The following is a 26,611-nucleotide window of genomic DNA, read 5'->3' on the forward strand; positions in this document are numbered from 1 at the left end:
TTCCGGCAGGCCCCAGTTTTTCCAAGCCGGAACCAACGCCGCCAACAGCGCGGCGATACCGGTCCAACTCTGTGTGTGTAAGGAGAATTCGATGATAGCGGTCATAACAGGCTGGATCGTCGCCCTGGTGGGCGCGGCGATCCTCGCGGCAGGCGTCTACCTCGCCTCGCTGGGCGGCAGCCCCTTCTATATCGTCATGGGCCTTGGCCTCGTTCTGTCGGCCTTCCAGCTGATCCGTCGCCGCCAGTCGGCGCTGACGATCTTTGCCGTCGTTCTCATCCTCACCTTCGCCTGGACGCTGTGGGAAGTCGGGCTGGACAAGTGGCAGTGGATCCCGCGCGGGGCGCTGATCACCTTCATTGGCCTGTGGATGGCGCTGCCCTTCGTCACCGGTGCCCTGCGCCGCGCCGATGCCGCCCGCGGCAAGTCGCCGTCTGCCGCGGCCGGGCTGCTCCGCGGCACCGTCGCCACCATCGCCGTGCTCGCCGTCGGCGCCTGGTTCTACGATCCGATTCTCGTCGCCGGCGATCTGCCGAGCGAGGCCGCCGCCGCGCCGCCGGCCGCCGTCGGCACGCCCGCATATCCGACCGACGACTGGGCGGCCTATGGCGGCACCAATCTCGGCCAGCGCTATTCGGCGCTGTCGGATATCAACCTCGACACGGTCAAGAATCTGAAAATCGCCTGGGAACACCATACCGGCGACCTAAAGGGTCCCGACGACGCCTCGGAATACACCTTCGAGGCGACGCCGCTGAAGGTCAACGGGATGCTGTATCTCTGCACCCCGCACAACATCGTCGAGGCGCTCGAGCCCGAGACCGGCGCGGTGAAGTGGAAGTTCGACCCCGGCCTGAAGCCGAACGCGGTCTACCAGCACCAGACCTGCCGCGGCGTCTCTTACCATGACGAGGCGACGGCGCCGGCCTCGCAGCCCGCCTCCGCCGAAACCGCCGCCGCCATCGCCGCCTGCCCGCGCCGGGTCATCGCGACGACCGTCGATGCCCGCCTGTTCGCGATCAATGCCGACACCGGCGCGCTCTGCGAGGGTTTCGGCGACAACGGCTACGTCAATCTCCTCGACCAGATGCCGAACGTCCGCGAAGCGACGTACATGCAGACCTCGGCGCCGCTGGTGACCAAGGGCCTGATCGTGCTCGGCGGGTCGATCGCTGACAACTACTACAAGGACAACGCGTCCGGCGTGATCCGTGCCTATGACGTCAGGACCGGTCAGGTCGTCTGGAAGTTCGATGCAGGCAAGCCGGACGAGACCGCACCCCTGGCGCCCGGCGCTACCTACGAGGCGAACTCGCCGGTCGCCTGGACGACGCTCAGCGCCGACGAGGCCCTCGGCCTCGTCTACGTCCCCTTCGGCAACAAGTCGCCGGACATGTTCGGCCAGACCCGGACGGCGGAGGACGAGCGCTTCGTCGATGCGCTGACCGCGCTCGACCTCACAACCGGCCAGCTGCGCTGGACCTTCCGGTCGTCCTATCACGACCTCTGGGACCGCGATAACCCGTCGCAGCCGACGCTGATCGACCTGCCGGTGAACGGCGCGACGGTGCCCTCGGTGGTGCTGCCGACGAAGAACGGCAACCTCTTCGTCCTCGACCGCCGCGATGGCAAGCCGGTCCTGCCGGTCTCGGAGCAGCAGGTCTCGACGGTCACCGATGTGCCCAACGAGAAGCCCTCGCCGGTGCAGCCGATCTCCTCCCTCAACTTCACCCCGCCGCCGCTCACAGAGAGTGACATGTGGGGCATCTCGCCGATCGACCAGATCCTCTGCCGCGCCGAGTTCCGCCAGCGGCGCTACGATGGCAACCCGTTCACCCCGCCGACCATCGCGGGATCGCTGACCTATCCCGGCAATATCGGGGTGTTCAACTGGGGCAGCATCGCCGTCGATCCCGTCAACAAATGGCTGATCGGCACCCCGATCCGCCTCTCCTACCTCTACGACGTGCTGCCGCGCCCGGCCGGCAACACCGACGAGCGGATGGTGACGAAGGACGGCACGCGGCCGATCAACGAGAACATGGGCGGCCCCTATGCGATCTCGATCCAGAACTTCCGCTCCGGCCTTGGCCTGCCGTGCCAGGCGCCGCCCTGGGGCCTGATGGTCGGCGTCGACCTCAAGACCGGAAAGACCGCCTGGACGCGCCGCAACGGCACGGTGAAGGACCAGAAGATCATGGGCCTCACCTGGCCGATCGCGATGCCGATGGGCATCATCGCGCATGGCGGCACGCTGACCACCGCGGGCGGCGTCTCCTTCACCGCGGCGACGCTCGACAACTATCTGCGCGCCTACGACATGAAGAGCGGCGAGAAGGTCTGGCAGGCCCGTCTGCCGGCAGGCGGCCAGGCGACGCCGATGACCTATCGCGGCAAGGACGGCAAACAGTACGTCGTCCTCGCCGCCGGCGGTCACGGCTCGATCGGCACGACGCCCGGCGACAGCGTCATCGCCTATACGCTGCAGTAGCGCGGCGAAACACGCCGGAGAGGGGCAAGGACCGGACGTCCCGCCCCTCTCCCAACAAGCACTGCCGCAACCGGCGCTAAGCCGGCGCTTCTTCTGCCGGCCCTCTCTTTTGCCGCGATGAGCCGGCACCTCGACAAACTTCCGGTATCGGTCTGGCGCCCGTCAGCGTTGAATCGTATGTAGCCCTTGCATTTAACCGGGGCCGAGACCTCGTCGTGCCCGAAGGCCCCGCTTATGGCTCCCCCTCCGCCTCCCAGTGCCAGTGCCAGTGCCGATGCCAGTGCCGGTGCCGACGCCGCGGCAGCCGTGCCCGCCGCCTCACCGGCGAAGACCGCCCCGAATTTCCGCACCATCGCCATGATCGTCGCCTCGGCGATGTTCATGGAACAGCTCGACGCGACCATTCTCGCCACCGCGCTGCCGACCATGGCGCGCGACTTCGCCGTCTCGGCGCCGGCGATGAGCATCGCGCTGACCTCCTATCTCATCAGCCTCGCCGTCTTCATCCCGGCCAGCGGCGCGATGGCCGATCGCTTCGGCTCCCGCACCGTGTTCCGGGCCGCGATCGGGGTGTTTCTTCTCGGCTCTATCCTCTGCGCCCTGGCGCCGACGCTCTCCTTCCTGGTCTTCGCCCGGCTGCTGCAGGGCGTCGGCGGCGCGATGATGATGCCGGTTGGCCGGCTGGTGCTGCTGCGCAGCGTTGCGCGAAAGGACTTGGTCTCCGCGATGTCTTGGCTGCTGGTGCCGGCGATGATCGGGCCGATCCTCGGCCCCCCGGTCGGCGGGCTGATCGTCACCTATGCCGACTGGCGGTGGATCTTCTACATCAACGTGCCGATCGGCATCCTCGGCATGATCCTCGTCACCTTCTTCATCGAGGACGTGAAGGGCGAGCGCGCGGGACGGTTCGACTGGCTGGGCATGGGCCTTTCCGGCATATCGCTCGGCTCCCTGCTGTTCGGCTTCGAGATGGCTAGCCGCGACGGTGAAGGCCTGTTCGCGCTGGTGCTGTCCCTTGTCGGCGTGGTCTTCGGCCTCGTCTACATCCGCCATGCCCGCCGGCATCCCGCGCCGATCCTCGACCTCTCCCTCATGCGAGTGGCGAGCTTCGGGACCTCGGTGATCGCGGGTTCCCTGACGCGGATAACCCAAGGGGCGCAGCCCTTCCTGCTGCCGCTGATGATGCAGCTGGGCTTCGGGCTCTCGGCCGCGACCAGCGGCGGCATCACCATCGCCACCGCGATCGGCTCGCTGGCGATGAAGGCCGTGGCGCCGCGGCTGCTGCGCCGCTTCGGCTTCCGCAACGCGCTTCTCGTCAACGGCATCTTTGCCAGCCTCGGCTACGGCATCTGCGCGGCCTTCCGGCCAGACTGGCCGCTGTGGACGATCTTCGGCGTGCTGCTCGCCTGCGGCTTCTCGATGTCGTTCCAGTTCACCGGCTACAACACGGTGGCCTACGACCAGATATCGGCCCGGCAGATGAGCTCGGCGACGAGCTTCTACACGACCTTCCAGCAGCTGATGCTGTCGCTCGGCATCTGCGTCGCGGCACTGGCGCTGCACGGCGCCATGCAGATGCACGGGCATGCGCAACCGCAGCTCAGCGACTTCTCCGCCGCCTTCATCCTGGTCGCAGCGATCTCACTGACCGCCACCGTCTGGAACCGCCGCTTCGCGGCCGATGCCGGCCAGGAGATCAGTGGCCACGGCGCCGTCGCCGACACCGTCAAGCGCCCGGCAGCCGTCGCCGCCGACAGCGTCGACCGGACGCGCTGAGGGACTAAATCCCGCAAGGCATCGTGCGGGTGTCGGGAATTGGCGCGGCGACGCCGAGAGGACGGAGGTGTCAGCGCCGACGCGAACTCGGCCGCGGCTGCAGGGCGTCGAGGGCGTCGTCGTTGCGCCGCCCCCAGTCGTAGAGCATCTCGACGGGCTCGACGAAGCGCCGGCCGAGCGGCGTCAGCGCGTAGTCAACGCCGGGCGGGACCGTCGGATGGACGATGCGCTCGACCAGCCCGTTCGTCTCCATGCCCCGCAGCGTCTGCGTCAGCATCTTCTTCGAAATGCCGGGCAGGCTCCGCAACAGCGCCCCGGAGCGGCAGTTGCCCCCATGGCGGGCATGCAGCGTATGCAGCACCATGCTGGTCCACTTGGTACCGAACAGTTCCAGCACGCGGCGCGGCGCGCAATCCTCGGTCCAGTCCTCGCCCGGCGCTGCCTTTTCCATCCGCTGGATACCCTTTGGTGCCGTCTTGATCCACGGCCTCGTCTTACCCTAGTTCGCGTCAAAGCGAACAGGAGAACGACATGGCGAAGACAGCACTGGTGGTGGGTGGAACCGGGATCATCGGTCGGGCGACGATCGCCCTTCTCGAAAAAGAAGGCTGGGACGTCGCCGGCCTATCACGCAGCCCGCAGCCGGGCGGCATCGCGGCGGACCTGCAGGATCCAGCCTCCGTCGCGGCGGCGCTGAAGGACAAGCGGCCGACGCATGTCTTCATCACGACCTGGGCACGCCAGGCAAACGAGGCGGAGAACATCCGCGTCAACGGCATGATGGTGCGCAACCTCCTCGACGCGCTGCGGCCTGCCGGCGGCGTCGAGCACGTGGCGCTCGTCACCGGGCTGAAGCACTACCTCGGACCGTTCGAGGCCTACGGCAAGGGCGTGCTGCCGCAGACGCCGTTCCGCGAGGAGCAGGGCCGGCTCGACGTCGACAACTTCTACTATGCGCAGGAGGACGAGGTCTTCGCCGCCGCCAAGCGGGACGGCTTCAACTGGAGCGTCCACCGGCCGCACACCGTGATCGGCCATGCCGTCGGCAATGCGATGAACATGGGCCAGACGCTCGCGGTCTACGCCAGCCTCTGCAAGGAGACCGGCCGTCCCTTCCGCTTCCCCGGCTCGTCCGCGCAGTGGAACAGCCTTACCGACATGACCGATGCCGGCATGCTGGCAAAGCAGCTGCTCTGGGCCTCGACGACGCCGGCCGCCGCCAACGAGGCGTTCAACATCGTCAACGGCGATGTCTTCCGCTGGAGCTGGCTGTGGACGCGCATCGCCCATTGGTTTGGCCTCGAGCCTGCCCCCTTTGACGGGACGGTCCTGCCGCTGGAAGTGCAGATGGCCGACGATGCGGCGCTGTGGACCGAGATCGCCGAGCGCGAGAACCTGCAGGAGACGACCCTCTCCCGGCTCGCCTCGCCGTGGCATACCGATGCCGACCTGGGTCGGCCGATCGAGGTGGTCACCGACATGTCGAAAAGCCGCCGTCTCGGCTTTACCGCCTATCAGCCGACGGACGACGCGTTCTTCGCGCTGTTCGAGCAGCTGCGCGCCGACCGCTACATCCCGTGATCACGGGCTGACGACACCTGTCGCGGCAGTGCCGTTGAGGCATTGCCGCGATGGAGAAGGACGGGATAAAGGCGGCACCGAATGGGTCGGACAGCCGCCGCTTCAGCGCGCGCCCGGACGCAGATACCCTAAGGCCTTACCGGCCCAATTCCATTATGCTGCAATGCAGCAAATGCGGGGGTGCTATGCGGCGCCGGGGATGGCGGACCTTCTGCTTTGCCAGCATGATCGTATCGACCGGGAGGGTTGATTCGTGAGCTGGAGTTCGACGCCATGCCGACCCGCGCAGACTTCCCCGCCCGACCCGCTACCCGCGCCCAACACGGCCCGATCTCCGCCTTCGACTGGCGGCACGAGGGACGGCGCCTTCGCTCGGCAGCGGCCGCCTATCTCGGCGTCGCCCATCCCTGCCGCTTCGAGGTGGAGCCGGCGTCGCTCTTCGACATCGTCTTTCCCGAACGCCGCTAGAATATCCCGCGACGGGCTGAACTTACGCCATGGAGTTGCGGCTCCGGGATCGGAGAGAAAGTTCGCCTACGGGTGAGCTTTGCGGCGCGAAATCTGCGCGCCGCTGCACGCACAGCCAGGCCCACTCGCCCCGCCGGAAGCACGCCCGGAAGCACGCGCCGCTGCTATTCCGCGGCGTCCTGGTGGGCATTGCCGTTATCGCCCCTTGGCTTGCGGCCAAGACGAAACTTCTTCGCCAGCGCCGAGCGCGAGGCGGCGTAGTTTGGCGCCACGATCGGATAGTCGTCAGGCAAGCCCCATTTGCGACGATACTCATCTGGCGTCATGCCGAGATTGGCCAGATGGCCTTTCATCGACTTGAAGCGCTTTCCGTCCTCGAGGCAGATGATGTAGTCGGGCGTCACCGATTTCTTGATCGGAACGAACGGCTTCAGCACGATCTTCTCGACCTTTTCCGGCGTGCCGTTGGCTGCCGTCTTTAACGCCGTATAGACGCTGGTGATCAGGTCCGGCAGATCCGCCGCAGCGATCTTGCTCTGCTGAATACAGGCGTTGACAATTGTGGTCGACAGCTCGAGCAGCAGGCTTCTTTCAACATCTACGGTATCCATTGCCACCCCAAAACTTTGAAATTCATTTTAGGGTGATACTAAAACTCCTCAGTATGTTCAAATAATTAGATTGAAGGTGGCTGATGATAAAAACCACAAGACAACAGCTAATGTTACCTTACGTAATTACGACAATTCGTGGGCTCAGCGCGAAAGATGCAAGGTAACCCACTCGCCCCGGCGGAGGGTCTCGCGGTGCACCAGGCCCTGCGTGCGGTAGGCTGCAAGCACCGCCTGCCGCTGTCTCTCGAGGATCCCAGACAGGATCACGTCGCCGCCAGGGGCCAGCTGGCGCTCGACCGCCGGGGCCAGCTTGATCAGCGGCTGGGCCAGGATATTGGCGACGACGAGGTCATAGGGCGCGAAGGCGCGGATGTCGTGCGAGGCCATGCCGGTCGCGACGACAGCGCGGACGAGATTGCCGACCCCGTTGTTCACGATATTCTCGCGTGCCACCGCGATGGCGACGGGATCTATGTCGGTCGCCAGTACCGGCACCCGGGCGAGCTTGGCAAGGCCGATCGCCAAAACCGCGCTGCCGGTGCCGAGATCGAGCGTGTTGGTGAACTGCCGGCGGCGCACCAGCCGGTCGATCATCGTCAGGCAACCCGAGGTCGTGCCGTGATGTCCGGTGCCGAAGGCCTGGCCGGCCTCGATCTCGATGCCGAGGTCGTTGGCGCGAATCATCCCGCGGTCATGCGCGCCGTGCACGATGAAGCGCCCTGCCCGCACCGGCTTCAGCTCGGCCAGCACCGCCTTCATCCAGTCGGTATCGGGAATCGCCTCCACCGCGATCGGCGGGGTGTCGAGATCCGACAGCGCCGCGGTCACGTCCCCAAGCCGATCGGCACCGCCGGTCTCGTCGTCGAAATAGACCGAGACCTCGTGGATATCCGCGGCCTCGTCGATCTCGGTGACGCCGACCGGGGCATCCTCGTCCTCGAAGGCGGCATCCCACGCGTCGAAGATGCGCTGGGCAAGCAGCTTGCTGGTGCGGGTGTGATAGCGGGTCTGGGTCACGGGCCTACCGGGGTCAGAGGGCTGCGAGACGGTCGAGCTTTTCCTTCGCCGTCTTCGGGTTCTCGCCATAGGCGATGGTGCCGGAAAAGCGGCCGGCGGAGTCGAGGAGGAAGGTGGTCGCGGTGTGGTCCATGGCGTACTCGGGACCGTCGCCGACCTTCTTGGCATAAACCCCCCAGCCCTTCAGCATCTGGGCCACCTTGGCCGGTTCGCCGGTGATCGCGGTGATGTCGGGTGAAACCGCACCGAGGTAGTTCTTCAGCACCGTCGGCGTATCGCGCTCGGGGTCGACGCTGACGAACACCACCTGCAGATCCTTGCCGTCCTGCTTCAACGCCTTCTGGTATCCGGCGAGCTCGGCGAGCGTCGTCGGGCACACGTCGGGGCAGTGGGTGAAGCCGAAGAACACCGCCGAGGGCTTGCCGTTGCGCAGCGCCGCCTCGGTGATCTCCGCGCCGTTCTGGTCGACGAGGCTGAACGGCGAACCGTAGGCCGCCTCTTCCTGGCCGCTTTCGCTGCCGTAGTAATAGACGCTGATGGCCGCGCCGGCGCAGAGCGCGACGAAGGCCCAAAGACCGATCCGGAAAAGAGCGATGCCGCGCATGGTGAACTCCGTGAAACGCGACCCTCGCCGCCCTTTCCCCGGCGATACAGCAGCCGGCGCCGGACCGCAAAGAAGATCGGCGTGAGCCCGCGCTGATCCCCCTCTGCCGATCGCACTACGGTCCAAGGCGCCGCTGCGGTGCTCACCGATGAAGGCTCAGCTTCGGCTCTCTCCGGCGAAGCTTCAGCTTCGACGCTCGCCGACGAGAAGATAGACGAGGGCGGTCGCCGGGAAGGCGACGCCGAGCACGCAGATGCCGGGCCAGCCGAAAGCCTGGAGAACCGGGCTGGTCAACGCCGAGCCGACGGCGCCGCCGATGAAGAAGGTGGTCATGTAGACCGCGTTCAGCCGGTTGCGAATCTCGGCGTCGAGCGAGAAGATCTCGCGCTGGCCGACGACGAGATTGGCCTGCACGCCGAGGTCGATCAGGATGCCCGCCGCGACGAAACCGGCCAGCGTCGTCAGGCCGGCAATCGCAAAGCCCGCCATCACCGTCAGCATCGCGCCAATGGTCGCAGCCCGGCCGTGGCCGCGGTCGGCAAGACGCCCGGCCACCGGCGCCGCGAGAATGCCGAGGACGCCGGACAGCGAGAACAGGGCAACCGAAGTCGCCGAATAGCCGTCGGCGAAGAGGACGAGAGGCGTCCCGGTCCAGAACAGCGAGAAGCTCGCGAAGATCGCAGCATGGAACAGCGCGCGCCGCCGCAGCACCCGCTCGGTCACGAACAGCTTGCCGAGCGAGGCAATCAGCGCGCCATAGGATTCGGTGACGGTCGGGCGGCGCTGCGGAAACAGCAGCACGCCGGCGCCGAGCAGAACCGTCAGCAGCGCCGCCGAGACGCCGAAGACGCCGCGCCACCCGATATGCTCAGCGAGGATGCCGGCAAGCGGCCGCGCCAGGAGAATACCGGCGATGAGGCCGCTCATCACATTGCCGACCACGCTGCCGCGCGTCTCCGGCGGCGCCATGCCGGCGGCCAATGGCACCAGCATCTGCGCGGCGGTGGAGGTCATGCCGACCACCAGCGTCAGCGCGAACAGCGCAAACAGCCCGGGCAGAACCACGAGGCCGATGAGGCTGAGGACGTTGGCCGCCATGGTCAGCAGGATGACGCGGCGGTTCTCGAAGACGTCGCCGAGCGGCACGAGCGCCACGAGGCCTATGCCGTAGCCGACCTGGGCCGCCGTCACGAGCCAGCTCTCGGCCGATGGCGCCAGCCCAGTTTCGGCGCCGATCAGCGCCACCAGCGGCTGGGCATAGTAGATGTTGGCCACCAGCGCCCCGCAAGCCAGGGCGAAGAACAAGGTCAGTCCGGGCCCAAGGCCTGGATGGGCCGCGGGCGGCGTGGCGGGAAGGCTGGTCATGGCATGTCCGTTCGAGCGGCGTCGTCGTCGCCTTGTCTCGGCGGATATAGGACAGTGCCGCTTGACCAGCTATCGCCGGTGACGCAAGGCTGCCGCCCACCGGGCGCCGGCCCGCGGCCTTTCCGGGGTACAACGCCGGATCGGACGGCATCTCCCGCGGCCCATCCTGGCAGCAAGACGTGTCTCAGGTGCCGCCGGGCGCCGTCCCGGTCCCCGGACGCAAACAGCCGGGCACGGCGCGCCCTTCCCGCCAAATCGAGTGGAGCCCCGCGATGTCCCTTGCCCTCTACCAGGTCGATGCCTTCACCGACCAGCGCTTTGCCGGCAACCCCGCCGCCGTCGTGCTCCTCGATGCCTGGCTGCCGGACGCGCTGCTGCTGCAGATCGCGGCCGAGAACAATCTGTCGGAGACCGCCTATCTCGTGCCGGCCGGCGACAGCCGTTGGGAACTGCGCTGGTTCACCCCGAAGGTCGAGGTGCCGCTCTGCGGCCACGCGACGCTCGCCAGCGCCTTCGTGCTGGCCGAGATCCGTGGCGAGGCCGGGCCGGTGATGACGTTCGCCACCCGCGTCTCCGGCGATCTGACGGTGACGCGCGAGGGCGGGCGCTTCGCCATGCGCCTGCCGATCCGGCGGGTCGCGTCGAACCATCCCATCGATCCGGTCGCGGCAGCGCTCGGCGCGCGGCCGCTGGAGGTGCTGACGGTGCCGGCAGCAGACGACGACACAGCGCTGGCGGTCTTTGCGACCGAGGCCGAGGTTCGCGCGCTGCAGCCGGACATGCGGGCGATCAGCGCCCTCCCCGTGCGCAACGTCATCGCCACCGCCAAGGGCACGTCCTCCGACTTCGTCTCGCGCATGTTCGCGCCGAAGGCCGGCATCGACGAGGACCCGGTCACCGGCTCGGCGCACTGCGCCTTGGTGCCGTTCTGGGCCGAAAGGCTCGGCGGCACGACGTTTCACGCCCGCCAGGTCTCCGCCCGCGGCGGCGACCTCTACTGCACACTCGAGGAAGATGCGGTGATCGTCGCCGGCGCGGCGGTGCTCTACCTCGAGGGCAGGATCCATCTGCCCGATTGACGCAGCGGCGCCGGACACCTGGCTGATCGTCGATGATCTCGGGGAACGCACCGCAGCGACTGTTTTGAAGACCGAAGCATCCCTTGTGCCCGCAGCTGGAGGCACGATGCTGTGGGCGCCACCCGCTGCGGCCGATCCTTTGGCGTTGCCGGCCGGAAGGTCACCCGCAAGCGTCGCGGCCGGCTCCCAGGCCGCCGGCCTCTGCGCCGCCGAGAAAATGGCGGTCGACGTCTACACATCCTCGCCGGCGCTTCTTACATCCTGTGACAATAAGTCTTTCAATCGAGGAACCGCCTTCATGCTCTCTTCCCGGAAGCTTCGCTTCGCCGGCGTCTTTGCGGCCATCGCGATGGCCTTCTCCATGGTCGCGGTCGACCATGCCGACGCTCGCCGGATGGGCGGAGGCGGCGGCTTTGGCAGCCGGGGTTCGCGGACCTATCAGTCGGCACCGGCGACGGCGACGGCACCCAGTGCCGCGGCTCCCGTCCAGCGTTCGATGACCCCGAATGCAGGCCCGCAGGCAGGTCAGGCCGGTAACGCCGCACGCAATGCCGGGCAGCAGCGCCCGGGCTTCATGAATGGCTTCGGCGGCTCGCTGCTGCGCGGCCTCGCCATCGGCGGCCTGATCGGCATGCTGTTCGGCGGTGGCTTCGGCGGCATGGCCGGCCTGTTCGGGATGATCCTGCAGATCGCGCTGATCGGCGGCGGCATCTATCTGCTGATGCGCTTCCTACGCTCGCGCTCGTCGTCCACCCCGGCCATGGCTGGCGGCCCGGCCGGCGGAAACGGCATGAACCGCTCCGGCTATGAGCCGCAGTCGTCCAACCGGCCGGCGGCCGGCGGTCTCGGCGGACAGAGCGGCGGCCTTGGTGGTGGACTTTCGGGTCTTGGCGCCAAGCTCGGCGGCCAGAAGGCCTCGATCGGCAACCCCGACGAGATCGGCGTCTCGCCGCAGGACCTGTCAACCTTCGAACGCATGCTTGCCGACATCCAGGGCGCCTACGGACGCGAGGATTACGCCAGCCTGCGGGCGGCGACGACACCCGAGATGATGTCCTATTTCTCCGAGGAACTCGGCACCAACGCCTCGAACGGCGTGAAGAACGAGGTGTCGGACGTCAAGCTGCTGCAGGGCGATGTGTCGGAAGCCTGGCGCGAGGGACAGACGGAGTACGCGACCGTCGCCATGCGCTACTCCTCGATCGACGCGACGCGCGAGCGTGGGACCGGCCGGGTAATCGAGGGCAACGCGGAAACGCCGAGCGAGAGCACCGAGGTCTGGACCTTCACCCGCCAGGGCCGGGGCGCCTGGCTCCTGTCGGCGATTCAATCGGCCTGATCGATCGGCAGTTTTCCCTGATCGAGCTGCAGTTTTACAAGAATGCTCCACGGGCGCCGAAAGGCGCCCGTTTTGCTGTCGGCCTGCGTCAGAACCCTGCCGCGCGCGCCAGCGCGACGAAGGCCGTGCCGATGGCGACCACCGCGATGACCGGCAGCCGCAGCGACAGGACGCCCGCGATGAGGATGGCAACGCGCTCCGGCCAGTCGCCGGTGATGAGGACCGGGGCGACGATGGTGGTGATCACCGCCGCCGGAACGGCATTGAGCGCCGCCTCGAGCCTCGGCGGAATTTGCTCGACCCGGGCCAGCAGGAGGTGACCGGCGAAGCGCGTGACATAGGTGAGGCCGGCGCTCAGCCAGATGATCCACCAGATGTCGCTCATGCGCCCGCCTCCCCGGGAGCCTGTCCGTCCACAGCGGCCCTTGCCGGCAGCGGCGCCAGCACGGCGTAAAGGATGCCGCCGAGCGCGCCGACCGTCACATGCCAGGGCGGCCCGAGCGTCAGGTAGCTCGCGATGGCGGCAGTGGCGCTCGCGATCACCACGGGATAGAAGGCGGCCCGGGCGCGAAAGCCCATCAGCAGCGTCAGGAAATACACCGGCAGGATGAAGTCGAGCGCGAAGGCTTGCGGGTTCTCGATCAAGCCGCCGAACAGCGCCCCCATCAGCGTCGACAGGATCCAGGCGGCATAGAGCGCGAGGTTGTAGGCGAAGTAGAAGCTCTTGGTGAGCGGCCCCCGAGCTGCGCGTGCCTCGGCCTCGGCAAAGGTCGGATCGGTCAGCAGAAAGAACGCAGCGCCCTTCTGCACAGGCGAAAACCGCGTCAGCCGCCGGCCGATCGAGGCGGAGTAGAGCACGTGCCGAAAGTTCAGCGCGAACACCGACAGCGCCACGACGAGTACCGGCGAGCCGAGGCCGATCATCTCGATGGCGACGAACTGGCTCGCGCCGCCATAGACCGTGGCGGAGAAGCCGACGGCCTGGAACACCGTCAGGCCGGCATCGACTGCAATCGCACCATAGACCATACCGAACGGCAGCACGGCGACGAGAACGGGCAGCACTTGGCGGAGGCCGGCACGGGCTTCTGAGACTTGGATCACGGACGGGGCTCACCGGTTGAGGGGCGCGCGCCAATGCAACGACGGCGCAAGGCGTCGTAGCCGACCCGCCCGCCGCCTTCAACGCACAGCGCCGCCTTCATTCCGCAAGAAGCGGCTCTGCCCCAGGAAAGCGGGTTGGAGCTTGAGGGAAGGAAGTATCCTGCCGGCAGAGCGGCGCCCTACCCGCGGAACAGCTCCACGAGCTTGCGGGCTTCCTTCCGGTTGTCGGAGAGGAGGTCCTTCAGATCACCGGCCTTCAGAAGTTTCACGTGCCGGCACTCCGACCGGAAGCGGGCGCCGATGCAGCCGCAAAGAAGCTGCGGTGCGGCGCCCGGCTTCAGTTTCAGGCGGATCTCGTAGGGCGTGCCGCTGGAGCCTTTCACCACGAACAGTCCGGCCTCCGGCGGCTGCGGCGTGCGCACCGCGTTCAGCGCCTCCAGCGCCCTTGCCGCGATGCCGCCCTTGGCGAGCGACGGCAGCGCCGGATGGTTTTTGCGCAGGCCCATGGCGAGTGCCAGTTCGGCGACGCCCTTGGCCTTCCTCGCCTTGACGCCCGCCAGTGCGATCGCCGCGCAGGCGAACGCATCCTCGCCGGCATGGTGGTGCTTGAAGCGAACCCCGAAGCGATCGGCGAGCGCGTTCAGCCGGTGGCTTGGCTCGGAAGGCCAGAGCTGGCGGGCCATGCCAAGCGTGCAGCCCGACGACAGCGCCGGGCGACCGAGGCCGTAGGACTGCAGGCAGGCGTTCAGCACCGAGATGTCGAAGCTCGCATTGTGCGCGAGCAGCAAAGCGCCGTCGAAGGCCCCGGCGAACTCGCGATAGACGTCGGGAAACTGCGGCGCGTTGCGCACGTCGTGAGCGGTGATGCCATGGATCGAGGTGTTGATCGCCTCGAAGCGCAGCTCGCGCGGACGGATCAGCCGGTATTCCCGCCGCGTGACAGTGCCGCCCTCGATCCAGGCAAGGCCGATCGCGCAGGCGCTGTCGCGCCGATTGGTGGCGGTCTCGAAATCGATCGCGATGATGGTCATACCGTCCGGCCCCGCACGCCGCGGCATCCGGGTGCGACGAGCGCCGTCACGCTTGCCCCGCCAGCTGGCGCCACTCGTCCTCGGAGATCACCTTGACGCCGTGCTTCTTGGCATCGGCCAGCTTCGACCCGGCCCCGGGACCGGCGACGACGAGATGCGTCTTGGCCGACACCGAGCCCGACACCTTGGCGCCGAGCGCTTCGGCCTGCGCCTGCGCCTCCGGCCGCGTCATCGTTTCCAGCGAACCGGTGAAGACGATCGTCTGGCCGTCGAAGATCAGCTGCGACGCATCGGCGGTCTTCCAGGTGACGGTGACCTGCTCCAGCAGCTCTGCGACCGCCGTGCTGTTGTGCGGCTCGCCGAAGAAATCGATCAGCGAGAGCGCGGCCACCTCGCCGATATCCGCGCCCTCCGCAAGCGTCCGGAAGACCGGCCCGGGCTGCTGCTCGACCGCTTTCTGCAGCGCCGTCCGCAGCTGGTCGCCTTCGCCGTAGTGCTCCTTCAGCGCCAGCCGCTGCCGGGTGTTGAGCTTGGCGGTCTTGTCGCTGATCGGGTCCCAGGCCGCGTCGCCTTCATGCGTGCGCGCGGCCTCGATCATCCGGTCGAGGGTGATCGTGCCGACCGAGTTCACCGAGCCGAGTTCCAGCCAGTCGTCGCCAGGACGCTCGGTGGCGGCGATCTGCACGGCCTCGACGACCTTCTCGACCGTGCCGTAGAGCTTGGCGAGGGCCTTCGACGTCGTCTCGCCGACATCCTCGATGCCCAGCGCGAAGAAGAAGCGGTCGAGCGCGATCTCGCGGCGACCCTCGACGGCGGCGAGAAGGTTCTTGATCGAGCGATCCTCGTCGTCGCCCTTTTTCTTCGCCGCCTTCTTCACCGGTTCGGCCTTGCCGCTGGCGAGGCGCTTGGCTTGCGCCAGCTCCGCCCGCCGGTCGCCGATCACCTTCTTCAGCGGCTCGAATTCGAGCCTGAAGATGTCGGCGGGTCCCTTGACCAGCCCGGCGTCAAACAGCGCCTCGACGTAGATGTCGCCGAATCCCTCGATGTCGAAGGCATTGCGCGAGACGAAATGCTTCAGCCGCTCGCGCCCTTGCGCCGGGCAGGTCAGGCCGGCGGTGCAGTGCGTCTTCGCATCATGCCGGCCGATGCGCGGGTTGAAGGCCCGCACCGCGTGGCTGCCGCAGCTCGGGCACCGGGTCGGGAAGCGGAACGGGGTGCTGTCGTCCGGACGCTTCTCCGGCAGGATGTCGACGATCTGCGGGATCACGTCGCCGGCCCGCTGGACGATCACCGTGTCGCCGATACGGATATCGCGGCCTTCCCGGAGAGGGGCGCCATCCGGGCCGATGCCCTTGATGTAGTCCTCGTTGTGCAGCGTGGCGTTGGAGACGACGACGCCGCCGACGGTCACCGGCTGCAGTTTGGCGACCGGCGTCAGTGCGCCGGTGCGGCCGACCTGGATCTCGATGTCGCGCAGCACCGTCGTCGCCTGCTCGGCCGCGAACTTGTGGGCGATCGCCCAGCGGGGGCTGCGTGAGACGAAGCCGAGCCGCTTCTGGAGGGCGAGATCGTCGACCTTGTAGACGACGCCGTCGATGTCGTAGCCGAGGCTCGCCCGCTGTTCCTCGATCGCGTTGTAGTGCGCGATCAGCCCGTCGATGGTGTCGAGGCGGCGCATCAGCGGATTGACCGCAAAGCCGAGGCGGCCCATGGCGGCGACCACCTCGGTCTGCGTCGCCGCGGCCTTGCCGGTCTCGGCGAGCGGCAGCGCGCTCGCCTCGCCCCAGGCATAGGCGAAGAAGCGCAAAGGGCGCGCGCGGGTGATCTCGGGGTTCTTTTGGCGCAGCGAGCCGGCGGCGGCATTGCGCGGGTTGGCGAACTGGCGAACCTTCGCCGTCGTCCCCGCCGCATCCGCCTCGTCATCGCCCGGCTCGTCACCGTCCGCGGCGGCCGTATCGCCGCCCTCGCCCGCCAGCCGCGCATTCAGCGCGGCGAAGTCGGCATGCGACATGTAGACCTCGCCCCGCACTTCGAACACGTCCGGCTTCCAGCCGCTGAGCCGGTGCGGGATGTCGTCGACGGTCAGGGCGTTGGCGGTGACGTCCTCGCCGACGGCGCCATCGCCCCGCGTCGCCGCCGAGACGAGACGGCCCTTCTCGTAGCGCAGCGACAGCGCCAGGCCATCGATCTTCGGCTCGGCGGTGATCGCCAGTGGCGCGTCGTCCGCGAGCTGCAGGAAGCGGCGGACGCGGCGGCCGAACTCGGCGACGTCCTGATCATCGAACGCGTTGTCGAGCGACAGCATCGGCAGCGCGTGCGTCACCTTCGCGAACTTCGACGAGGGCGCGGCGCCGATTCGGGCCGAGGGCGAGTCGGCGCGGATGAGACCCGGAAACCGCCGCTCGATCGCCGAGTTGCGCCGGCGCAGCGCGTCGTAGTCCGCATCGGAGATCGTCGGCGCGTCGTCCTCGTAGTAGCGCCGATCGTGTCCCGCCATCTCCAGCGCGATCCGCTCCAGCTCGGCGGCGGCCTCTTCGGCGGTGAGGTTGTCGATCTCGGTCATGGGATACGCCGTTGCAAAGGGGGTCGAGGGTGAAACGTTCTGGCCCAACATGCCGCAAGGCTGACACGCCTGCACTGCCTAGCCGTCGCCTTTTCCGTTTCGTCATCCCGGGCTTGACCCGGGATCCATTCCAAATCGCCGGAAGGGTCAAGGGAACACGGGAAAGCGCGCCCTTCCTCCACCGAATTTGTCGCGACAACTGTTGCGGCATGGATCCCGGGTCAAGCCCGGGATGACGAACCTGAAAGGGTGCGGCCGGTCGAGGAGAGTGGAGCCAGCCCTACGTCGCCCCGATCAGCTGCGCCGCCGCCGCCCTCGCCTCTGCCGTGACGTGCTCGCCGGCCAGCATGCGGGCGATCTCCTCGGTGCGCGAGACCCCGGCAATCGGCTCGACCCGCGTCGCCAGCCGCTCGTCGTCGGCGCGGGTCTGCGCCTTGGAGATCAGGAGATGCGTCGAGGCGCGTGCCGCCACCTGGGGCGCGTGGGTGACCGAGAGCACCTGGACGCGGGCGGCGAGCCGCGCCAGCCGGCGGCCGATGGCATCAGCGACCGCGCCACCGACGCCGGTGTCGATCTCGTCGAAAACCAAGGTCGGCGCCGAGCCCTTGTCGGCGAGCGCCACTTTCAGCGCGAGCAGGAAGCGCGACAGCTCGCCGCCGGAGGCAACCTTCATCATCGGGCCGGCGCGGGTGCCGGGATTGGTGCGGACCCAGAACTCGACGGTGTCGATGCCGGCGGCCGTCGGGCTCTCCGGATCTCGCTTCATGTCGGCGATGAAGGCCGCACGCTCGAGCTTCATGTCCGGCAGCTCGGCCATCACGGCAGCCTCGAGCAGCGCGGCGGTGGCCACGCGCTTGTCGGACAGGTCGAGGGCGAGCCGGTCGAGCGTCTCGCGGTGGACGTGCACCTCCGCCTCCAGCGCGGTCAGCTTCTCCTCGCCCGCGTCGAGATCGGCGAGGTCCTCGATCATCCCCGCCATCAAGGCCGGCAAGGCATCGACGGGCCGCGAGAATTTTCGGCCGGCGGCGCGCAGGGCGAAGAGGCGCTCCTCGGTCTGCTCCAGAGCCCGCGGATCGAATTCGAGGTTGCGCAGCGCCGTCTGCAGGCTCATCTGCGCGTCCGACAGCGCGTCGAGTGCCGTGTCCAGCCGCTCGATCGCCTCATCGAGCAGGCCCGGCAGCTCGTCCTTCTTGCGGTCGAGGCGCTTCAGGAGGCCGGCAAGGCCGGGGATCGGGGAGGAATGGCCCGACAGCTCCTCGTGCGCGTCCCCGACATCGGTCGCGATCTTCTCAGAGCGCATCATGATCTGGCGGCTGGCGGCAAGCTCCTCTTCCTCGCCGACGACGGGGGCAAGTTCCGACAGTTCATCGACCGAGGCGCGGATGTAGTCGGCCTCGCGGGCGGCGGCCTCCACCTTGGCGCGGTGGCGCACGAGCTCGGCCTCGGCGCGCTTCCAGTCGGCATGCGTGCGGGCCACCGCCTCGGCCTCGGGCCGCAGCGCCCCGTATTCGTCGAGCAGCCGCCGGTGCGCCTCGGGGTCGACAAGCGCGCGGTCGTCGTGCTGCCCGTGGATCTCGACGAGGCTGATGCCGATGTCGCGCATCAGGCCGACGCTGGACGGGCGGTCGTTGATGAAGACGCGGGTTCGACCGTCGGCGCTCTGGATGCGGCGCAGGATCACGTCGCCGTCGTCGTCGAAGCCGTTCTCGGTCAGGAGCTTGCGCGAGGGATGGGCGGCTGGCGGATCGAACACCGCCACCACCTCGCCTTGCTTGGCGCCATGCCGCACGAGGCTGCCGTCGCCGCGACCGCCGAGGGCCAGCGCCAGCGCATCGAGAAGGATAGACTTGCCCGCACCCGTCTCGCCGGTGAGCACGGACAGGCCGTCGCTCAGCTGGAGATCGAGGCGTTCGATCAGGACGATATCGCGGATCGAAAGGTGAACAAGCATGCGCGCCGATGGCTAATCGCTGTCCGGTCGAAAGGCAACCGGCGGGATGCAAGATATGTGCGGTCGAACGCGAAACGCCAATGGGCGAGCTGTGCCGTAAACGCCCCGACCGACGAAAAAACAGCGGCGGAAGGCCCGGCCATGAAAAAAGCCGGGTTGCCCCGGCTTGCTTCCGTTCTCGTTCGTTCCGCCGCGCCCGAAGGCGCGCGCCCTCAGGACGGGTCGCCGCCGCCGGTGATGGCGTTGGTCGCCTTGACGAACCAGGAATTGCTGCCGGTGCTGGCCCGTGGCTCCAGGCCCTTGGACTGCAGCAACGAGTAGCTGTCCTTGTACCACTGCGACTCCGGGAAGTTCTGGCCGAGCACCGAAGCCGAGGCCTGAGCTTCCTGGACGAGACCCATGGCGTAGTAGGCCTCGGTCAGGCGGGCCAGGGCTTCCTCGACATGGCGGGTCTGCGGGAAGGCCTCGACGACGCGCTTAAAGCGGTTGATGGCGGCGATGTACTCGCGGCGCTCGAGATAGTAGCGGCCGACCTGCATCTCCTTGCCGGCCAGCTGATCGCGCGAGACGCGGATCTTGGTGCGGGCGTCCTCGGCATATTCCGAGTCGGGATAGCGGTCGACGACTTCCTGCATGGCCGCAGCGGCGCGCGCCGTCGCCTTCTGGTCGCGCGTCACGTCGGGGATCTGCCGGTAGTAGGCGAGGCCGATGATGTACTGCGCGTACGCGGCTTCGCTGGTGCCCGGATAGGTGTTGAGGTAGCGGCGCGAGGAAGTGACCGCCTCCTCGTAGTCGCCCGAGCGGTAGCTGGTGAAGGCGCTCATCACCAGCGCCTTGCGGGCCCATTCGGAATAGGGATGCTGGCGGTCGATCGCCTTGAACTTCGCCGCGGCCTCCTTCAGGCGGCCGCCTTCGAGGTTGGCGAGGCCCTGGTTGTAGAGCACATCCGGCGGATCGGTCTCGGCGGCCAGCGCCAGAACGTCAATGTCGTCATCCTTCCCGGACATGCAGCCGGAGAGGACAAGGGGCGTGGCGACGAGCACGAGGCAAGCCGAGAGCCGCGCCAGGCGTGACGTCGCTCGCAATGGCGTCGAGATCAGCATCAATCGGATTCCCCTGCGTGTTTCCTGCGGCCGCAGCGCTGTCTAGAACAGACACCGGCCCCCGGCAACGTTTGAAGGGGTCGCAAGGCGCCTTTTTTATGGCACCGGAGAGCGTTATCCCATGCAAAGGCGCCGCACATCCCAAGATGTCGCAATACCCTGCATCAGCATAGACAGTATTGAAAAGCGAAAACTCAGTCTAGCGACGGATCAAGCAGCAAGACTTTTGTGGCAAAAGGCCCGAGCGCAGCCTCAGAGAGTCTGCGGGCCGTAGGCCGGGGCGGCGACGGCCGCGGTGATCAGCGGCGAGTGCCGAACGATCTCGCGGCGACGCGACGGCATCTCGACGATCTCGTAGGCGGTGCGGTCGGCAAGCAGCGCCTGCAGCGCCAGCGCGTTCAGCTTGTGGCCGCCGCGATATGAGCTGTAGCAGCCGAGGATGCGGCCGCCGGCCAGCGCCTGGTCGCCGATCGCGTCCAGTGCCTTGTGCCGAACGAACTCGTCGACGAAGCGAAGGCCGCCCTGGTTGATGATCCGGTCGTCGTCGCCGATGACGACGGAGTTTTCCAGCGAGGAGCCGAGCGCGTGGCCCGAGGCCCAGAGCCGCTCGACGTCCTTCATGAAGCCGAAGGTGCGGGCGCGGGCGAGTTCGTCGCGGAACATCCGCGCCGAGAGGTCGGCCTTGAACGTCTGGCGGCCGATGGCGGCGGTCGGGAAGTCGATCTCGATCTCGAAGCGGGTGCCGGCATGCGGCGTGTACTCGGCCGAGCAGCCGTTCATCTCGACGCGCACCGGCTTCAGCACGCGGATGTAGCGGCGCATCGTCGCCTGGCTGCGCGGGCCGACGGTCTCGATTGCGGCGACGAAGGCCGCCGAGCAGCCGTCCATGATCGGGATCTCGTTGCCGTCGATCTCGATGACGGTGTTGTCGACGCCCATCGCGTAGAGCGCTGCCATCAAATGTTCGATGGTCGCCACATGAACGCCATGAGGGTTGCCGATGATCGTCGAGAGATCGGTGGCCGGCACGTTCGAGGAAATCGCTTTGATCGTCTTCGGCAGGCCGGGACCACCGCAAACGCGGAAGACGACACCGGTATCGGCGGGCGCGGGCAGCAGGGTCAGTTGCACGGGGTTACCGCTGTGGACACCGACGCCGTCGAAATCGATGCGTGCGCCGAGTGTCTGCTGATACATTGTCACGTGCGGTAGTCCCTTTCACCTGCCTCGCCGAAGCGGGATGCACCGGGCATCACCATCTCTCGCGAGAAGAGCCTCCGCGCTGTCCCTGGCCTCCTCCCCAGGAAGGCCATGGCGCCGAAGCCCCGAATTCTTGATGCTAAAATAGGCCGGGGGACCACCTGAGCCAAATCACGGATTCTTACCCCGTATTACCATTCGATCCATTTCGATTGAGTAAAAATCAACATAAACAATACCTTAACAAAAAGGCCCGCCGTCATGTGACGGCGGGCCTTGTGTCAAGCTTGCAACGGTTGGGATCAGTTGGACTGGCGGCGCAGGAAGGCCGGGATTTCCAGCTGCTCGTCGTCGCTGATCGCCCGCTGCGGGGCAGCCGTCGGACGTGCCGCGGATTCGGCGGCCTGACGACGCGGCGCATAGGGGTTCGGCTCGGCCGGGGCGGCAGCGCGGCGGGGCTCGACGCGGGCCTGGCGGGCCATCTCGTTCTGCTCTTCCTCGCTGTGGCGCGACAGGCCGGTGGTCAGGCGACGCAGCAGGCCCATCGGGCCCTTGTCCTCACCCGAGACCGGGTCGACGGCACCCTTGGCACCGTACTCGGCCTGCACCATCGGCGGGAAATCCTCGACGCGGGGCATGCGGGCAGCGACGGGTGCCTCGCGGCGCAGCGAGTGGGCCGGAGCCTGCGGCGCCTGCGGACGGGTCGAGACCTCGGTGATCTCGGCCTGCAGGGCGGTGGTGAAGTCGTCCTCCACGTCGTCCATCGGCATTTCCTGGTAGACCGGCGCGGCGCGCGGCGCCTCGGCGACCATCGGCATCGGCTGCGGCGCCATCGGCTGCTGCACCTGCTGGACCGGGGCCTGTGCGGCGACCGGGCGCTGCATCATCGGCGCATGGCGGATCTCGATCGGACGATCGTAGGCTTCCTGCGCGGTCTTATCGATGCCGGTGGCGACGACGGAGACGCGGATGACGCCCTCGAGGCTCTCATCGAAGGTGGCGCCGAGAATGATGTTGGCGTCCGAATCGACTTCCTCGCGGATGCGGGTCGCGGCTTCGTCGACCTCGAAGAGGGTCAGGTCACGGCCACCGGTGATCGAGATGAGCAGGCCCTTGGCGCCCTTCATCGAGATCTCGTCGAGCAGCGGGTTGGCGATCGCGGCTTCGGCGGCGGCCATCGCACGGCCCTCGCCCGAGGCTTCGCCCGTGCCCATCATCGCCTTGCCCATCTCGCGCATCACCGAACGGACGTCGGCGAAGTCGAGGTTGATCAGGCCTTCCTTGACCATCAGGTCGGTGATGCAGGCAACGCCGGAGTAGAGCACCTGGTCGGCCATGCCGAAGGCGTCGGCGAAGGTGGTCTTGTCGTTGGCGATCCGGAAGAGGTTCTGGTTCGGAATGACGATCAGCGTGTCGACGTTCTTCTGCAGGTCCTCGATGCCCTGCTCGGCGATGCGCAGGCGTCGCTGGCCCTCGAAGTGGAACGGCTTGGTGACGACGCCGACGGTCAGGATGCCCTTCTCGCGGGCAGCGCGGGCGACGACCGGTGCTGCACCAGTGCCGGTGCCGCCGCCCATGCCGGCGGTGACGAAGCACATGTGCGAGCCCATCAGGTGATCGCAGATCTCGTCGAGCGACTCTTCGGCGGCAGCGCGGCCGACTTCCGGCTGCGAACCGGCGCCGAGACCCTCGGTGACGGCAACGCCCATCTGGATGACGCGCTCGGCGCGGGAGGACCGCAGGGCCTGCGCATCGGTGTTCGCGATCACGAACTCGACGCCCTCGAGGCCGGCATTGATCATGTTGTTGACGGCATTGCAGCCACCGCCGCCGACGCCGAAGACGGTGATGCGGGGCTTGAGTTCCGTGATGTCCGGCTTTGCGAGGTTGATGGGCATGGTCCTGTTTCCTCTTCGCTGTGGTGGCCGTCTCGCCGCGTCGGCCTGACGTCTGTGGGGCACTAAGGCGCGCGGCGCGCGACTTTTCGGTCCGGCGGGGCGTACCCCGCCGGTATGGCTAGAAACTCTTCCGCAGCCAGGAGCCGAGACGGCCGACCTTGGTGGTTTCGTCGAAGGCGAAGCTTGACGCCGAGTTGTCGGCGAAGTGCTCCATCACCGCGACCTGCGGATAGATCAGGAGCCCCACGGACGTGGCGAAAGCAGGGCTCTTGTTGGCGGCGCTGAGCCCGGCGACGCCCACGGGGCGTCCGAGCCGGACATTGCGCTGCATGATGGTGCGGGCCGTGTCGCTGAGACCGGCGAGCTGGCTGGCACCGCCCGTGAGGACGACGCGCTTGCCAATGACGTGGCCGAGACCCGAGGCGGCGAGCCGGTCGCGGATCAGCTCGAGCGTCTCCTCGACGCGCGGCCGGATGATGCGGGCGACCAGCGAACGGGCGACCGAGATCGGCGCCTCGAAGCCGTTCTCGCCGAGCGGCGCGACTTCGACGGTGTCTGAGTCTTCCATCAGCTCGCTCATCGCCGAGCCATGCATGACCTTCAGGCGCTCGGCATCTTCAGGCCGGATCGACAGGCCGCGGGCGAGATCCATGGTGATGTGGTGGCCGCCCATCGCGACGCTGTCGGCATAGACGAAGCGGCCGTTCTGGAAGATCGCGATGGTGGTCGCGCCGCCGCCCATGTCGATGCAGGCCGAGCCCATTTCCGCCTCGTCGTCGACGAGCGTCGACAGGCCGGAGGCGAAGGGTGTCGCGACGAAGGCCTCGACCACCAGGTGGGCGCGGTTGATCGCGGCCTCGAGGTTGCGCAGCGGCGTCTCCTCGGCGGTGAGGATATGCATGTCGGCGCCGAGCTTCTGGCCGATCATGCCCTGCGGGTTCTCAAGGCCCGTCTCGCCGTCGAGCGACACGTCGAAGGGGACGGAATGCAGGATGATGCGGCCCTGATCGAGCGGCGCCCGTGCCGCCATGCCGAGCACGCGCTTCAGATCGGCGCTCGAAACCTCGGCGCCGTGCATCGGCAACTCGGCCTTGCCACGCACGCTCTTCAGCCGGCCCGCGGTGAGCGAGACGATCAGCGATTCGATGGTGAGGCCGGCCATGCGCTCGGCCGCGTCGACGCAGAAGCGGATCGACTTCTCGGCCGCGTCGAGGTCGACGACGACGCCCGACTTGATGCCGCGCGAGCGCTGGTGGCCGATGCCGATGACCTCGATCTCGTGGGTGCGGCCCGGCAGGATCTCGCTCTCGGCGCGCGGCTTCAGCCGCGCGATCAGGCAGGTGACCTTGGTCGTGCCGACGTCGAGGATCGAGATGATGCGGGTCTTGCGGCCCGGCAAGGCGCGCATGCGGGGCAAGCCGCCGGCGGATCCGGAAAAGAACGTCATGCCGGGTTCGCCTTCTGACTGCGCTTGATCACCTTGGCGCGCTCCTTCAGGGCGGCATCGCGCCGCACCAGGGCATCGGGCGTCAACCGAATGACCATCCGGTCCTCGATCCGCATATCCACCACCAGAATGTCACGCGACAACAAGCCGATATCCCTATCCATCCGCGCGACTTCCGCAGCGGCTTCCACCGCCCCTTCCTCGGGCAGACGCAAGGTCTTGCCGTTGTCGAGACGCAGGTCCCAACGCCGGTCCCCGACGCGGATGTAGGCCTTCACCCTTGCGCGAAGCTCAGGTACCGCATCCATCTTGTCGAGAAATTCGGCGGCATGCTTGGCCGCGCCGACGCCGACCACGAACGGCAGGTTGGAAAAGCGGTTGGCGGCGTAAGGCACGATCTCGCGCCCGTCGCGGTCGATGACGAAGAGCTCGCGGCCCTTCTGCCAGAGCGCGAACGGCTTGCGCTCGGTCAGCTTGATGGCGACGCGATCGGGATAGGTCTTGGCGACCGCCGCCTTCTCGATCCACGGCATGGCTTCCAGCGTCTGCCGGGCGGCATCGGGGTTCAGCGACGGCAGGCTTTCAGCCCCTGTCTGCCAAAGCGCCTGCAGGACGTCGATCTCCGAGGTCTCGGTATTGCCGGACACGTCGATCGTCTCGATCGAGAAGCCGAGCGGCTCGGCGACCGAATCGATCACCGCCGTCGTATGGCCGCCGAGCGACATGCCGTAGAGCCCGGTCGAGGCGAGGAGGATCACGGTCAGCTTGCCGAAGGTCAGTTGCGGCATGCGCGCCAGGCTTTCGCCGGTCGCGGCGAGCCGGCGGCCGAGCATCGACAGCTTGAGGGCAAGACGGTTGCGCGGGCCGCGCTCCGGGCGATCGGCATTCAGCGATGACATGACGCGTCTCCCACCAGCCAGGCCAGCAATTCGCCGAAGGAATGTCCGGCCTCGCGGCCGATGTCGGGTACCAGAGAGGTCGGGGTCATGCCGGGCTGGGTGTTGATCTCCAGCCAGACCAGTTCGCCGCCCTCGCCAAAACGGTCGTCGTAGCGAAAGTCCGAACGGCTGACGCCGCGGCAGCCCATCGCGGCATGCGCGGCCAGCGAATATTCCTGCACGCGGCGGGTGACGCTCGCCGGGATCTTCGCCGGGATGACATGGGTCGAGCCGCCCGGCAGGTACTTGGAATCATAGTCGTAGAAGGCGTGACCCTCGGTGGTGATCTCGCAGACGCCGAGCGCGACGTCGCCCAGCACCGCACAGGTCAGTTCGCGGCCGTGCACGAAACGCTCGACCATCACGGTGTCGCCGAAGGCCCAGTCGGATCCGTGCAGCTGCTGCGGCGGATGTGCCTGGTCCTCGCGGACGATGAGGACGCCGAAGCTCGAGCCTTCCGCGATCGGCTTGACCACATAGGGCGTCGGCATGACGTGCTTCTCGGCGACGATGCGGCGGTCGAGCACCTTGGCCTCGGCCAGCGGGATGCCGGCAGCCTTGGCGATGGTCTTCGCCTTGACCTTGTTCATGGCGAGCGCCGAAGCGAGAACGCCGGAATGGGTGTAGGGAATGCCGAGATATTCGAGCACGCCCTGGATAGTGCCGTCCTCGCCGAACGGGCCGTGCAGCGCGTTGAAGGCGACGTCGGGTTTCAGCTCGGCCAGCACCGTCATGATATCGCGGCCGACGTCGACGCGCGTGACGCGGAAGCCCTCGGCCTCCAGCGCGTCGGCGCAGGCATTGCCCGAGGAAAGGCTGACTGGCCTCTCACTCGACAACCCACCCATCAACACCGCCACATGCTTCGTCATCAACCGCCGTCCCCAAGCCCAAAATGGCGTGTTTGCTATTCATGGCTGACGATGGTTAAGCGAAAGTTAAGGCCGGTGGACGATCGAAACAAAATCGTAACGGCGTTGGAAGGATTGCGGAAACCCCTCTGGACCGCGGCTTTTGGGCCACGCCGGCGGGCGCGGAGCGG

General features: G+C 67.5%; 22 protein-coding genes. 6 read left to right on the top strand and 16 right to left on the bottom strand.

Annotated features, from left to right (window positions below):
- Positions 1–91: 91 nt before the first annotated feature.
- Positions 92–2,491, top strand: coding sequence for a membrane-bound PQQ-dependent dehydrogenase, glucose/quinate/shikimate family (locus ACZL02_RS10380; RefSeq protein ID WP_472937107.1), 2,400 nt, complete (start codon positions 92–94; stop codon positions 2,489–2,491).
- A 234-nt stretch (positions 2,492–2,725) separates the two neighbouring features.
- Entirely contained in the window at positions 2,726–4,267 is a 1,542-nt protein-coding gene (locus ACZL02_RS10385) for an MDR family MFS transporter (RefSeq protein WP_472937106.1), read from the top strand.
- A gap of 70 nt (positions 4,268–4,337) precedes the next feature.
- Here the strand turns inward: ACZL02_RS10385 and ACZL02_RS10390 are convergent, their stop codons facing one another.
- Positions 4,338–4,718 (bottom strand): winged helix-turn-helix transcriptional regulator, encoded by a 381-nt coding sequence (locus ACZL02_RS10390; RefSeq protein ID WP_472937105.1) that lies wholly within the window; start codon positions 4,716–4,718, stop codon positions 4,338–4,340.
- Between the two features lie 80 nt (positions 4,719–4,798).
- On the opposite strand from ACZL02_RS10390, the gene ACZL02_RS10395 reads away from it, so the two are divergent.
- Together ACZL02_RS10395 and ACZL02_RS10400 are read left to right on the top strand one after the other, a co-directional pair.
- A complete protein-coding gene (locus ACZL02_RS10395) occupies positions 4,799–5,848 on the top strand; it encodes an SDR family oxidoreductase (RefSeq protein WP_472937104.1) in 1,050 nt (349 codons plus the stop codon).
- A gap of 273 nt (positions 5,849–6,121) precedes the next feature.
- Positions 6,122–6,316 (top strand): hypothetical protein, encoded by a 195-nt coding sequence (locus ACZL02_RS10400; protein ID WP_472937103.1) that lies wholly within the window; start codon positions 6,122–6,124, stop codon positions 6,314–6,316.
- Between the two features lie 164 nt (positions 6,317–6,480).
- On the opposite strand, the gene ACZL02_RS10405 is transcribed toward ACZL02_RS10400, so the two are convergent.
- From ACZL02_RS10405 to ACZL02_RS10420, 4 genes are all read right to left on the bottom strand, one after another.
- On the bottom strand, positions 6,481–6,927 hold the full coding sequence (locus ACZL02_RS10405) for a Ros/MucR family transcriptional regulator (RefSeq protein ID WP_472937102.1): 447 nt from the start codon (positions 6,925–6,927) through the stop codon (positions 6,481–6,483).
- Positions 6,928–7,071: 144 nt separating this feature from the next.
- Positions 7,072–7,947, bottom strand: a complete 876-nt coding sequence (locus ACZL02_RS10410) for a 50S ribosomal protein L11 methyltransferase (RefSeq protein ID WP_472937101.1) — start codon at positions 7,945–7,947, stop codon at positions 7,072–7,074.
- A gap of 13 nt (positions 7,948–7,960) precedes the next feature.
- Positions 7,961–8,542 carry an SCO family protein gene (locus ACZL02_RS10415; protein ID WP_472938108.1) on the bottom strand — a complete coding sequence of 194 codons (582 nt, stop codon included), beginning with the start codon at positions 8,540–8,542 and terminating at the stop codon, positions 7,961–7,963.
- Between the two features lie 192 nt (positions 8,543–8,734).
- Entirely contained in the window at positions 8,735–9,916 is a 1,182-nt protein-coding gene (locus ACZL02_RS10420; protein WP_472937100.1) for an MFS transporter, read from the bottom strand.
- A gap of 272 nt (positions 9,917–10,188) precedes the next feature.
- On the opposite strand from ACZL02_RS10420, the gene ACZL02_RS10425 reads away from it, so the two are divergent.
- A complete protein-coding gene (locus ACZL02_RS10425) occupies positions 10,189–10,995 on the top strand; it encodes a PhzF family phenazine biosynthesis protein (RefSeq protein ID WP_472937099.1) in 807 nt (268 codons plus the stop codon).
- Positions 10,996–11,293: 298 nt separating this feature from the next.
- On the top strand, positions 11,294–12,334 hold the full coding sequence (locus tag ACZL02_RS10430) for a Tim44 domain-containing protein (RefSeq protein WP_472937098.1): 1,041 nt from the start codon (positions 11,294–11,296) through the stop codon (positions 12,332–12,334).
- A gap of 88 nt (positions 12,335–12,422) precedes the next feature.
- On the opposite strand, the gene ACZL02_RS10435 is transcribed toward ACZL02_RS10430, so the two are convergent.
- The 11 genes from ACZL02_RS10435 to ACZL02_RS10485 all read right to left on the bottom strand — a co-directional run bounded on the left by ACZL02_RS10435 (position 12,423) and on the right by ACZL02_RS10485 (position 26,444).
- On the bottom strand, positions 12,423–12,719 hold the full coding sequence (locus ACZL02_RS10435) for an AzlD family protein (protein WP_472937097.1): 297 nt from the start codon (positions 12,717–12,719) through the stop codon (positions 12,423–12,425).
- Positions 12,716–13,435: an AzlC family ABC transporter permease gene (locus tag ACZL02_RS10440; protein WP_472938107.1), complete on the bottom strand. Its 720-nt coding sequence runs from the start codon at positions 13,433–13,435 to the stop codon at positions 12,716–12,718. The genes ACZL02_RS10435 and ACZL02_RS10440 overlap by 4 nt, the downstream gene beginning before the upstream one ends.
- Positions 13,436–13,617: 182 nt before the next feature.
- The gene (locus ACZL02_RS10445) at positions 13,618–14,469 is read right to left on the bottom strand and encodes a 3'-5' exonuclease (RefSeq protein WP_472937096.1); all 852 of its coding nucleotides are present in this window, start codon (positions 14,467–14,469) and stop codon (positions 13,618–13,620) included.
- A gap of 46 nt (positions 14,470–14,515) precedes the next feature.
- On the bottom strand, positions 14,516–17,032 hold the full coding sequence (gene ligA / locus ACZL02_RS10450; RefSeq protein ID WP_472937095.1) for an NAD-dependent DNA ligase LigA: 2,517 nt from the start codon (positions 17,030–17,032) through the stop codon (positions 14,516–14,518).
- Between the two features lie 280 nt (positions 17,033–17,312).
- Positions 17,313–18,983, bottom strand: a complete 1,671-nt coding sequence (gene recN, locus ACZL02_RS10455; RefSeq protein ID WP_472937094.1) for a DNA repair protein RecN — start codon at positions 18,981–18,983, stop codon at positions 17,313–17,315.
- 212 nt (positions 18,984–19,195) lie between these two features.
- On the bottom strand, positions 19,196–20,083 hold the full coding sequence (locus ACZL02_RS10460) for an outer membrane protein assembly factor BamD (RefSeq protein ID WP_472938106.1): 888 nt from the start codon (positions 20,081–20,083) through the stop codon (positions 19,196–19,198).
- A gap of 255 nt (positions 20,084–20,338) precedes the next feature.
- A complete protein-coding gene (gene lpxC, locus ACZL02_RS10465; protein ID WP_472938105.1) occupies positions 20,339–21,283 on the bottom strand; it encodes a UDP-3-O-acyl-N-acetylglucosamine deacetylase in 945 nt (314 codons plus the stop codon).
- Positions 21,284–21,588: 305 nt separating this feature from the next.
- Positions 21,589–23,184 (bottom strand): cell division protein FtsZ, encoded by a 1,596-nt coding sequence (gene ftsZ, locus ACZL02_RS10470; protein WP_472937093.1) that lies wholly within the window; start codon positions 23,182–23,184, stop codon positions 21,589–21,591.
- Between the two features lie 118 nt (positions 23,185–23,302).
- Positions 23,303–24,631, bottom strand: a complete 1,329-nt coding sequence (gene ftsA / locus ACZL02_RS10475; protein ID WP_472937092.1) for a cell division protein FtsA — start codon at positions 24,629–24,631, stop codon at positions 23,303–23,305.
- A complete protein-coding gene (locus ACZL02_RS10480) occupies positions 24,628–25,530 on the bottom strand; it encodes a cell division protein FtsQ/DivIB (protein ID WP_472937091.1) in 903 nt (300 codons plus the stop codon). The genes ftsA and ACZL02_RS10480 overlap by 4 nt, the downstream gene beginning before the upstream one ends.
- Positions 25,518–26,444, bottom strand: coding sequence for a D-alanine--D-alanine ligase (locus ACZL02_RS10485; protein ID WP_472937090.1), 927 nt, complete (start codon positions 26,442–26,444; stop codon positions 25,518–25,520). The genes ACZL02_RS10480 and ACZL02_RS10485 overlap by 13 nt, the downstream gene beginning before the upstream one ends.
- Between the last annotated feature and the right edge of the window lie 167 nt (positions 26,445–26,611).

The organism is Mesocryomonas fontinalis, assembly GCF_055730125.2.